A 10,433-nucleotide genomic window follows, 5' to 3' on the forward strand; every position below is an offset into this window, starting at 1 on the left:
TATGTCCCAAGACCGCCCCGTCGGATGAAGGCTATGTCTTTGTGAACGCGTGCACAAAGATAGTGTCCGTTTTGTCCGGTCAAAGTGACCGGGGTCACGCGCATTCCCCGCGCGATCCCGGAACCAAGGACCGCATCAGCCCGTTGCAGCCTCGAAGAGGGCAAAGCGGAACACACTCCTCATGTCTACGCCCCCGAGACCACTCAAAACGCCCATGATGGTAACCGCCTTTCGCTCAGGCACCCAGCGCCTTGCGCAGCCTCACCGGGTCCACGCGCCAGAACGTGTGCTGTTCTTCATCGATCAGCACCACCGGAATCTGCTCCCAGTACTCCTTGTACAGCTCCTCGTCCTCAGCGATGTCCTTCTCCACCCAGGCCGCCCCGGTCTCCGCGCACACCGCGCTCACCACCGCCCGCGCGTCCTCGCACAGATGGCACCCGGCCTTCCCCACCAGAGTGACGACCCGGTCCGCCGGGTTCTTCCTCGTACGTCGCAGCAGAGCACTCATGCCTTCATTCTGCGCCCCCGCGCCACTCCGGCCGACCGCCCGGAATCACCCGATTCACCGGACGGACCCCGAGCGTTCACACCCCCGCATCACGGCAGGTCGGACCGGCGCGGCCGGACTGGCTATGCTCACGGCATGGCCGCTCTCGGATGGCTCACCCCCCGTAGGCGTTCCGCCACCGCGCGGAGCGTCCTGGCAGGCGAGGCGGCAGCGGAGGCCGCACGCAGGACCTCGGCCGCCGAAGACGAGTCCGCCCTCCTGACCGCGCCCCCCGACGACGAGCCCGTGTTCCCGGTCGCGGGGGACGACCGCGCCGCCGCCTTCTTCGACCTCGACAACACCGTGATGCAGGGCGCCGCGATCTTCCACTTCGGCCGGGGCCTGTACAAACGGAAGTTCTTCGAGCGCCGCGAGCTCACCCGCTTCGCCTGGCAGCAGGCGTGGTTCCGGCTGGCCGGCGTCGAGGACCCTGAGCACATGCAGGACGCCCGCGACAGCGCGCTGTCCATCGTCAAGGGACACCGCGTCTCCGAGCTGATGTCGATCGGCGAGGAGATCTACGACGAGTACATGGCCGACCGCATCTGGCCCGGCACCCGCGCCCTGGCCCAGGCCCACCTGGACGCCGGGCAGAAGGTCTGGCTGGTCACCGCCGCCCCCGTGGAGACCGCCACCATCATCGCCCGCCGCCTCGGCCTGACCGGCGCGCTCGGCACCGTCGCCGAATCGGTCGACGGCGTCTACACCGGCCGGCTCGTCGGCGAACCCCTGCACGGCCCCGCGAAGGCCGAGGCGGTCCGCGCGCTGGCCGCGGCCGAGGGCCTGGAGCTGGAGCGCTGCGCCGCCTACAGCGACTCGCACAACGACATCCCGATGCTCTCGCTGGTCGGCCACCCCTACGCGATCAACCCGGACACCAAGCTCCGCAAGCACGCGCGCGACCGCGACTGGCGGCTGCGCGACTACCGCACCGGCCGCAAGGCCGCCAAGGTCGGCATCCCGGCCGCCGCCGGGGTCGGCGCGCTCGCGGGCGGCACGGCCGCCGCCGTCGCCCTGCACCGCCGCCGCCGCTGACCGGCCGCCGGGCCCGGTCACATCCGGTCACGGGACCCGGCCACGCCCGGAGACGTACGGCCGGCCGCGAACCGCCGCCCCTCCCGGCCCAGCCCGCCCCGACCGGCCGGACCCCCGCCGCCCGACCACAACCCGTCGCGGCCACAGACAGAACACGAAGCAATTCGATCAATAAACGGTCACCAAGTGCTACTCGATATGTCACTTAGCGATACCAGAAGCGACGGAACCGGTGATTTAGACAACTGGGTGTAGCGCGGCCTGCACGAAGCGTTATTCTCCTCAGACGCATCACGGAGACCGCCACTCGCCACGACGAGTGACGTTTTTCGAACTGCTCGTGATGGAAGCTCTGCCTCTGGGAGTCCCGTGTACCCACACGTCGGGGTTGACGCCTCGGGCCTGGCTACGCTGCGTGCATCGGTCATTGACCGCTTGCGCGGCTTCGTCCCCACCGCGTACGCCGTCCCCGCCTTCGCCACCCCTGCACCTGCCGGCCCCTGCTATGCCCTGGCCGAACGCAGTGCGGCGGTCGGAAGACGCAGTACCCGCACCACCTCGACCACGTCGACCGTCCGCCGTCCCACCGCCGACAGCGACAGCGCCCGCATGATGGATCTCGTCGAGCGCGCACAGGCCGGAGAGGCGGACGCCTTCGGCCGCCTGTACGACCAGTACAGCGACACCGTGTACCGCTACATCTACTACCGCGTGGGCGGCAAGGCGACCGCGGAGGACCTCACCAGTGAGACCTTCCTCCGCGCGCTGCGCCGCATCTCCACGTTCACCTGGCAGGGCCGCGACTTCGGGGCCTGGCTGGTCACCATCGCGCGCAACCTGGTCGCCGACCACTTCAAATCCAGTCGATTCCGACTGGAAGTGACCACCGGCGAGATGCTCGACGCCAACGAGGTGGCGCGCAGCCCCGAGGACTCCGTCCTGGAGTCCCTCTCCAACGCCGCGCTGCTCCAGGCCGTGCGGCGGCTCAACCCCCAACAGCAGGAGTGCGTCACCCTGCGGTTCCTCCAAGGCCTCACGGTCGCGGAGACCGCCCGGGTGATGGGCAAGAACGAGGGAGCGATCAAGACCCTCCAGTACCGCGCCGTACGGACGCTCGCCCGGCTCCTGCCGGACGACGCCCGCTGACCGGAACGGGCGCCGGCCCGCACGGAACGGCGGTCCCCCGCCGCTTCGCCGCGGAATCCGGCGGCCGGAACCCGACGACCGAAACAACGGCTGACAGAAGAACGACGGCCGATGGCCGGACCTCCGAGTGCCCGTCCCCTCACGCGCTGGTCCGATCATCCTTCGCGCGTAACCCAAGTGCCGCGCGGCTCGTTGTGCCGGTTGCAGGCCCCCTGCCGTCACCCCCTGTCCGTTTCCACTCACTCCATCGAGTGGAAACGCTCAAGGGGTGCAACCTTCCGGACCGCCAGGGGAGTCGACCGTCATGACGAGAGGAGGTGCCGCCAGTGATCGCAAACGTTTCGGCACACCGGCGGGCGAACGCCTTCGCCCAGGCCCTGGAGGAGCAGACCCCCCAGGGTGCGGCGGCCGTACAGCCCGAGGACCCGGCCGACCAGGCCGACCGCGGACCGCTGTTGGCCCTGGCGAACGGCCTCGGTGAGCTACCGAAGCCGCAGTTGGACCCCGAGGTCAAAGTGGTGCAGCGAGCCCAGCTCGTCGCGGCCATGGAGACCATGTTCGCCGAGGGCGGCGCGTCCACCGGCCCATCGGTGCCCGAACAGCGGGGCAAGGGGGCCCACCGGGCCTCACCACTGCGGAAACTGCGCCCCCGCTCCCGCTGGGCGAAGGGGCTCACCGCCGGCGGGCTCACCGTCGGCGTGGCCGCGGGGGCGTTCGGCGGCGTCGCCGCCGCCAGCTCCGACGCCCTGCCCGGTGATTCGCTGTACGGGCTGAAGCGCGGGATGGAAGACATCAGCCTCGGCATGACCAAGGGCGACGCCGACCGCGGCGAGGCCTACCTCGACCAGGCCTCGACCCGGCTCAACGAGGCGCGTCGGCTCATGGAGCGGGCCCGCGCCGGCGACATGGACCACGAATCGCTCGGGGAGGTCCGCCGCGCGCTCAACGGCATGTCCCACGACGCCTCCGAGGGCCACCGGCTGCTCCACACCGTCTACCAGCGCGACGGATCGATCGGCCCGATCCAGACCCTGGACTCCTTCAACCGCTCGCACCGGGAAACCTGGAGCAGTCTCCGCGACCGGCTGCCCGTCCAGCTCGCCGACGTCGGGAACGAGGTCAGCTCGGTCTTCGAGGCCATGGAGGACGACGTCGCCCCGCTCCAGGCGCTCCTGCCCCGCCCGGGGGGCGGGACTGAGGACGCCGGACGTTCCGACGCCACCCCGCCGGACGCCCGCTCCCCCCGGCCCGGCGCCCCCACCCCCGCGGCCCCCCAACAGTCCGAGAGCCCCACCGACGACGGCGCCGCTCCCCAGCCCTCCGGCTCTTCCGGCTCCGACGACGCCACCCCTGAAGGCGGCCTGCTCGACGGCGGAGCGGACGGCCTGCTCGACGAACTCCCCACGGACAGGCTCGCCCCGCCCACCCCGGAGGGCCGGCCCAGCGCACCGCCCGCACCGGACGTCACCCTGCCCCCGCTCCTCCCCGGGCTCCTCCCCGGGCTCGGCATCGACGGCGAGAACCTCAAGCCGTGACATGGGAGAGGGCCGGTACGCGACCCGCGTACCGGCCCCCTCCCGCACCTCGCCCGTCGGCCGCACGCAACGCCGTCAGAAGAAGACCGACCGCCGCTGCACCAGCAGCTTGTACAGCGTGTGCTGGATCTGCTCACGCACCTGGTCCGTCAGGTTGAACATCAGCATCGGGTCCTCCGCCGCCTCCGGCGGATACCCGTCCGTCGGGATCGGCTCACCGAACTGGATCGTCCACTTCGTCGGCAGCGGCACCGCGCCCAGCGGCCCCAGCCACGGAAAGGTCGGCGTGATCGGGAAATACGGAAAGCCCAGCAGCCGGGCCAGCGTCCTCGCGTTGCCGATCATCGGGTAGATCTCCTCCGCGCCCACGATCGAGCACGGAACGATCGGCGTCCCCGCCCGCAACGCCGTCGACACGAAGCCGCCCCGGCCGAACCGCTGAAGCTTGTACCGCTCGCCGAACGGCTTCCCGATGCCCTTGAACCCCTCCGGCATCACCCCGACGATCTCCCCCGCCTCCAGCAGCCGCTGCGCGTCCTCCGCACAGGCCAGGGTGTGCCCGGCCTTGCGCGCCAGCTGGTTGACGACGGGGAGGTGGAAGACCAGATCGGCGGCGAGCAGCCGCAGCCGCCGCTCGGCCGGATGGCGGTCGTGCACCGCGACCTGGAGCATCAGCCCGTCCAACGGCAGCGTCCCGGAGTGGTTCGCCACGACGAGCGCCCCGCCCTCCGACGGGATGTTCTCGATGCCCTTGACCTCGACCCGGAAGTACGAGTCGGCCAGCGGCCGCAGCAGCGACATCAGGACCTGGTCGGTGAGCTCCTGGTCGTAGCCGAACGCGTCGACCTCGTAGTCACCGGTGATTCGCCGCCGCAGGAAGGCGAGGCCGCCCGCGATCCGGCGCTCCCAGCTGCCGTCGGCCGCGCCCTCCCGGCCCTGCGCGGCCGTGTCGGCCCCGGCAGCGGGCTCTGCGGCCTCAGCCCCCGGCAGCGCGCTCACCGGGGCCGGGGAGCCGTCGTCCCGGCCGCTGCCGCCGGCCCCGGTCCGGCGCCGCGCCGGACGCGACGCGCCCCCGGACCGCGAACGGTCGTCGTCGAACGGAATGACCTTGGCGTCCGCCATCGTCGGTGCGCTCCTCTACCTGGCGCCGTGCGTCGTCTGTACCGCGCCGGCCCCGCGGTCCGGCGGGCCGGCTCCTCCCGCGACCGGCAGCGAGGCCAGCCGGTCCACCGCCCGGCCCAGCTTCTCGGGCGGCAGCAGCCCCGGCCCCCGGCTCGCCGCGAACTCCGCGAAGGTCTCAGCCGTGGTGAACTTCGGCCGGAAAGCGAGGGTCTCACGCATCTGCACGGTCGACACCACCCTGCCATGGGTGAGCAGCCGGATCTGCTCCGGCGAGAAGTCGGTCATGCCGATCGTCCGGAGCGCAGAGCCGACCCAGGTGACCGCGGGCAGCAGCACCGGCACGGTCGGCCGCCCCAGCCGCCGGGCGCACTGCGACAGCAGCAGCACCCCGTCACCCGCGATGTTGAAGGTCCCGCTGTTCAGGGTGGCGCGCCGGGGCTCGCTCGCCGCGATCACCAGGACGTCGATCACATCGTCCTCGTGGACGAACTGGAGCCGCGGGTCGTAGCCGAAGACGGTCGGCAGCACCGGCAGCGACAGATAGTCCGCGAGCGGCGAGTCCGGGCGCGGCCCCAGGATGTTGGCGAACCGCAGCACGCACACCGCCACGTCGGGCCGGCGGCGGGCGAAGCCCCGTACGTAGCCCTCGACCTCCACCGCGTCCTTCGCGAAACCGCCGCTCGGCAGCGACTTGGGCGGGGTGGTCTCGGTGAACACCGCGGGGTCGCGGGAGTCCGACCCGTAGACGCTCGTACTGGACTTCACCACGAGCCGCTGGACCGTCGGGGACTTCTGGCAGGCGCCGAGCAGCTGCATGGTGCCGATGACGTTGGTCTCCTTGAGCGCCGTCCGGCCGCCCGCGCCGAGCGCCTTGCCGGAGACGTCCAGGTGCACGACCGTGTCGACGGAGTGCTCGGCCAGGACCCGCGCTATGGCGGACTGCCGGATGTCCACGCGGACGAACCGTGCGTCGCCCAGCTCATGGGCGGGCGCGACGGCGTCGACGGCGATCACCCGGTCCACTCCCGGCTCACGCTGGACGCGCCGCACGAAGCGGCCCCCCAGCTGCCGGGCCGCTCCCGTGACAAGGACGACCTTTCCCACGACCAGCGCCTTCCGTCGTTCCCGGAAGCCGGACGCGCTTCCCGCGCTCGCCCTGCTTCCCGCGGTGACTTCCTAGGCCGTCACCGTAGCGGGTGGGCGCCAAGGAAGGGGGACCCCTGACGCGCCAAGGCCTTGGCCCGCCCGGAAAAGCCCTCGGCCCGACCCCGCGCGGCGCCCCTGGACAAAGCACCGCAGCCCTCCCGCCAGGACGGCGGGAGGGCTGCGGATCTCACGAACTGCGTTCGCTTACTTCTTGTTGCGACGCTGAACGCGCGTGCGCTTGAGCAGCTTGCGGTGCTTCTTCTTGGCCATCCGCTTGCGCCGCTTCTTGATAACAGAGCCCACGACTACCCTCGCTCACTTCATTTTCACTGGTGCGGGGCGTCTGGGCCCACACGACCTACGTCGGCCTAGCCTACCCGCCACCGCGTGAGGGGCGTAATCCGCCGGCGGACTCAGGCTGATTCCACCCCCACGAAGGAGTCACGGAGATACGCGTGAACCGCTTGTTCCGGCACCCGGAAGGACCTGCCCACCCGGACCGCCGGCAGATGACCGCTGTGCACCAAGCGGTACACGGTCATCTTCGACACTCGCATGACCGAGGCGACTTCCGCCACCGTCAGAAACCTGACCTCGTTGAGAGGCCTCTCGCTGCCAGCATCCATGACCCACCTGAACCTTCCGCACCGGACGCGCACCGGCTTCCCCTCCGGTGACTCTTCGTCGCTGTGCGCTCACTCCCCAGATTAGGGGCGGGTGGTGCGAGTGGGGAAGAGGAGGGACGGAGGGCCAACTACGGTGACAGGCAGGCGCGGTGGAGCACATAGCGGGTCAACGGACGGTAGAACGAGGCTCGCACCCCGTCGTCGAGCGGCACGACGACGGACACCTGCCCCTCGGCCTCCCCCACGAACAGCGCGGGGTCGTCCGTGTCCGCCGGTCCGATCGCCTCGATACCCAGCTGACCTGCGCCGCAGACCCAGCCGTGGTCCCCGATCACCAGCTCCGGCAGCACGCCGAGACGCTCCGCCGCGTCCTGGAGCGCGAGCCGCACCGGCAGCGGCGAATGGGTGTGCGCGCCGATCGCACCACCGGTCGGCCGCCCCCCTGGTTCACGTACCAGAGCCACACCCCGTACGTAGTCGAGGATGTACGGGCGTACGCCAAACCCGGTCGTCATGTCGACACATCTCCCCTGCGCCGGGGTGAGGACAGGACAGCCGGCCGCCGACAGGGCGTCTGCCAGGCCGGCGTAGAAATCGAGCAGCCGGTGCGGATGACCGGTCCCCAGCAGCACCGGCGCCCGCCGCTCTGCCACCCGCGCGAGGCGCTCGGCGAACGCGTCCAGCGCGGCCACCGTCCGCTCCGGATCGATCACGTCCGGCCCCGTGACGTGAGCGGGATCACACGAGACCCCGCACCGGTCCGCCATCAGCCGCAACAGATCCCCCTCGCCCCAGGCCCGCTCGGGCGACAGGCCCAGCATCACCCGGGGGTCCCCGGCCGCGAACAGCCGGTAGCTGCGCAGACTGGTCTCGCGCGGGGTGGCGACGGGCCCGGCCAGACGGGCCGCCAGCAGATGGGCGCGCAGCGCCCCGGTGCTCAACACCCTGGGATGCTCCCGCACCGCCGGACCTCCGCGGGCCCGATTCCGTCTTCAACCCACCGTTGGCGTAACCGCACGGCATCATGCCCCGGCGCGCTGTCGCCCCGCCGGGCCCCGGCCCGCCGCGCCGCGGGTTCAGGCCAGCAGCCCCCGCAGGGGGAACGCCGCCTTCCGGGTGGCCAGCACGGCCTGGTCCAGCCGGTCCGCCGGGTCGTAGCCGTCCTCCCACGACTTCCAGGCGGGCGCGCGGCCGTCCGTCATCCGGCCCGGCCCCAGCTGCCGCGTACGGGCGTAGACGAGGTCCCGCCAGGACGCCGGCACCACCGACTCCGGGTCGACCGGGGCGTGCGCGGCGATCGCGACCAGGTGCGTCCACGACCGCGGCACCACGTCGACCACCGCGTACCCGCCGCCGCCCAACGCCACCCAGCGCCCGCCCTCCGCGTAGTGGTGGGCCAGGTCGTGGCAGGACTCCATGACCGCCCGCTGCGCGTCCAGCGAGACCGCGAGGTGGGCGAGCGGGTCCTCGAAGTGGGTGTCGGCCCCGTGCTGGGTCACCAGCACCTGCGGCCGGAAATCGGCCAGCAGCTCGGGCACCACCGCGTGGAAGGCCCGGAGCCACCCCGCGTCCCCGGTCCCCGCGGGCAGCGGCACGTTGACCGCGGAGCCCTCGCCCGCCCCGGCCCCGGTCTCCTCCGGCCACCCGGTCTGCGGGAAGAGGGTCCTCGGGTGCTCGTGCAGCGACACCGTCAGGACCCGCGGGTCCTCCCAGAACGCGGCCTGCACCCCGTCCCCGTGGTGGACGTCCACATCGACGTACGCGACCCGCTCGGCGCCCAGCTCCAGCAGCCGGGCGATGGCGAGGGCCGGGTCGTTGTAGACGCAGAATCCCGCGGCCGATCCGGGCATGGCATGGTGCAGCCCTCCGGTGAAGTTGACCGCGTGTTCGCTCTCCCCGCGCCACACCGCCTCGGCGGCCCCCACCGAGAGTCCGGCGATCAGCGCCGACGCCTCGTGCATCCCGGCGAACGCCGGATCGTCGACGGTCCCGAGCCCGTAGTCCTGGTCGGCCGCCCGCGGATTCGCGGAGGCGGCACGTACCGCCGCCACGTAGTCCTCGCGGTGCACGAGCCGCAGCGTCGAGTCCCCGGCGGGCTTCGCCGACCGCAGGTCCACCGCCCCGTCGACCCCGAACGCCCGTACCAGCCCCATCGTCAGGGCCAGCCGGACCGGGTCCATGGGGTGGCTCGCCCCGAAGTCGTATCCCGTAACTGCGTCATCCCACATCAACTGTGTGCGGCCGCTCATGCCCGCCACCGTATCGGGCGGGCTGCGGCCCGAACGAGCGGGCACACGCGAGCGACGCCGGCGCCACGGCCACCGGACGGGCCTCGGCACCCCGAGGGCTCCCCGCACCGCGCAGAGCGCCACGTACCGCCCAGCACGTCCGGAAGGCACGGGCCGCTCCCCCGGGAGACGACGGCAGCAGCCCGGGCGGGACCACCGCGCACAGCTGGCTGCCGACCGGCGCGGCGGTTTGGGGGTTCAGGCCGTTTCGGGCTCCGGGGGCGGGCTCGGGCACGGGCTTCGGCTCAGGCTTCGGTTCAGGCCAGGAGTTCCGGAAGTTGGGCCATGTCCGAGAAGTGCCCGTTCACTCCGGTCAGTCGGTCCGCGGGCATCATCGAGGTGAAGCCGTACACATCCATCCCGGCCGCCCGTGCCGCTTCGACGCCGAGCGGGCTGTCCTCGATGACGACGCACCGCTCCGGCGCGACGCCCATCCGTTCGGCGGCGTGCAGGAACAGGTCCGGCGCCGGCTTCCCCCGCCCGACGTCCTCCGAGCTGAAGATCCACTCCTCCTCGAACCACTGGTCGAGCCCGGTCCTGCGGTGCCCGACCCTGATCTTCTCGTGGCTTCCGGACGACGCGACGCAGTAGTCCACGCCCTCGGCGACGAGCTGCCCGAGCAGTTCCTCGACCCCGGCCAGCGCCACCAGCTCCTGCTGGAAGGCGGCGAAGGTACGGGCGTGGAGGACGTCCTCGAAGTCCGCGGGAAGCTTCTCCCCGCCCCTCTCCTCGACCAGGTCGTGCACCCGGTGCACGGCGGCCCCCATGTAGTCGCGTAGCGACTCCTCGTAGGAGGTGGGGTGACCCAGTTCGGTCAGGTAGCCGGAGAGGATGGTGTTGGCGATCGGCTCACTGTCGACGAGCACACCATCGTTGTCGAAGATGACCAGTTCGTAGCGCATGGTCCGACCCTAGACGTTCAGAACGCAGAAAAGCCCCGTGCCACAAGGCACGGGGCTTTCCCGGAAAAATTGTTCGGCGGCGT

At 71.6% G+C, this 10,433-nt stretch carries 11 protein-coding genes; 3 read left to right on the plus strand and 8 right to left on the minus strand.

Translation table 11 applies throughout. The features are described from left to right. Positions 1 to 235 precede the first annotated feature (235 nt). On the minus strand, positions 236 to 511 hold the full coding sequence (locus tag V9U70_RS01370) for a glutaredoxin family protein (protein ID WP_336672536.1): 276 nt from the start codon (positions 509 to 511) through the stop codon (positions 236 to 238). Between the two features lie 135 nt (positions 512 to 646). Here V9U70_RS01370 and V9U70_RS01375 point away from each other — a divergent pair, with 135 nt between their 5' ends. From V9U70_RS01375 to V9U70_RS01385, 3 genes are all read left to right on the plus strand, one after another. Then, entirely contained in the window at positions 647 to 1,585 is a 939-nt protein-coding gene (locus V9U70_RS01375) for an HAD family hydrolase (RefSeq protein WP_336672537.1), read from the plus strand. Positions 1,586 to 1,954: 369 nt separating this feature from the next. Continuing rightward, complete coding sequence (locus V9U70_RS01380; protein ID WP_336672538.1) at positions 1,955 to 2,731, plus strand: ECF subfamily RNA polymerase sigma factor, BldN family; 777 nt, start codon at positions 1,955 to 1,957, stop codon at positions 2,729 to 2,731. A 326-nt stretch (positions 2,732 to 3,057) separates the two neighbouring features. Beyond that, on the plus strand, positions 3,058 to 4,266 hold the full coding sequence (locus V9U70_RS01385) for a DUF5667 domain-containing protein (RefSeq protein WP_336672539.1): 1,209 nt from the start codon (positions 3,058 to 3,060) through the stop codon (positions 4,264 to 4,266). Between the two features lie 75 nt (positions 4,267 to 4,341). Here V9U70_RS01385 and V9U70_RS01390 read toward each other — a convergent pair whose 3' ends face one another. From V9U70_RS01390 to V9U70_RS01420, 7 genes are all read right to left on the minus strand, one after another. After that, positions 4,342 to 5,388, minus strand: a complete 1,047-nt coding sequence (locus tag V9U70_RS01390) for a lysophospholipid acyltransferase family protein (RefSeq protein ID WP_336672540.1) — start codon at positions 5,386 to 5,388, stop codon at positions 4,342 to 4,344. A 15-nt stretch (positions 5,389 to 5,403) separates the two neighbouring features. Continuing rightward, positions 5,404 to 6,492, minus strand: a complete 1,089-nt coding sequence (locus tag V9U70_RS01395; protein ID WP_336672541.1) for an NAD-dependent epimerase/dehydratase family protein — start codon at positions 6,490 to 6,492, stop codon at positions 5,404 to 5,406. A gap of 246 nt (positions 6,493 to 6,738) precedes the next feature. Next, a complete protein-coding gene (locus V9U70_RS01400; protein ID WP_003948845.1) occupies positions 6,739 to 6,837 on the minus strand; it encodes a 30S ribosomal protein bS22 in 99 nt (32 codons plus the stop codon). A 110-nt stretch (positions 6,838 to 6,947) separates the two neighbouring features. Then, the gene (locus V9U70_RS01405; protein WP_336672542.1) at positions 6,948 to 7,160 is read right to left on the minus strand and encodes a helix-turn-helix domain-containing protein; all 213 of its coding nucleotides are present in this window, start codon (positions 7,158 to 7,160) and stop codon (positions 6,948 to 6,950) included. A 128-nt stretch (positions 7,161 to 7,288) separates the two neighbouring features. Continuing rightward, the gene (locus V9U70_RS01410; RefSeq protein ID WP_336672543.1) at positions 7,289 to 8,104 is read right to left on the minus strand and encodes a phosphatase; all 816 of its coding nucleotides are present in this window, start codon (positions 8,102 to 8,104) and stop codon (positions 7,289 to 7,291) included. A gap of 132 nt (positions 8,105 to 8,236) precedes the next feature. After that, positions 8,237 to 9,409: an acetoin utilization protein AcuC gene (locus V9U70_RS01415; RefSeq protein WP_336672544.1), complete on the minus strand. Its 1,173-nt coding sequence runs from the start codon at positions 9,407 to 9,409 to the stop codon at positions 8,237 to 8,239. A 296-nt stretch (positions 9,410 to 9,705) separates the two neighbouring features. Next, positions 9,706 to 10,350: an HAD family hydrolase gene (locus V9U70_RS01420; protein ID WP_336672545.1), complete on the minus strand. Its 645-nt coding sequence runs from the start codon at positions 10,348 to 10,350 to the stop codon at positions 9,706 to 9,708. Between the last annotated feature and the right edge of the window lie 83 nt (positions 10,351 to 10,433).

This window comes from Streptomyces pratensis (assembly GCF_037137275.1).
Taxonomy (GTDB): Bacteria; Actinomycetota; Actinomycetes; order Streptomycetales; family Streptomycetaceae; genus Streptomyces; species Streptomyces pratensis_B.

Coding starts and splice junctions, on each gene's coding strand:
- V9U70_RS01420 (WP_336672545.1), bottom strand. CDS start 10,350: ATGCGCTACGAACTGGTCATCTTCGACAACGATGGTGTGCTCGTCGAC.
- V9U70_RS01370 (WP_336672536.1), bottom strand. CDS start 511: ATGAGTGCTCTGCTGCGACGTACGAGGAAGAACCCGGCGGACCGGGTC.
- V9U70_RS01415 (WP_336672544.1), bottom strand. CDS start 9,409: ATGAGCGGCCGCACACAGTTGATGTGGGATGACGCAGTTACGGGATAC.
- V9U70_RS01375 (WP_336672537.1), top strand. CDS start 647: ATGGCCGCTCTCGGATGGCTCACCCCCCGTAGGCGTTCCGCCACCGCG.
- V9U70_RS01390 (WP_336672540.1), bottom strand. CDS start 5,388: ATGGCGGACGCCAAGGTCATTCCGTTCGACGACGACCGTTCGCGGTCC.
- V9U70_RS01405 (WP_336672542.1), bottom strand. CDS start 7,160: ATGGATGCTGGCAGCGAGAGGCCTCTCAACGAGGTCAGGTTTCTGACG.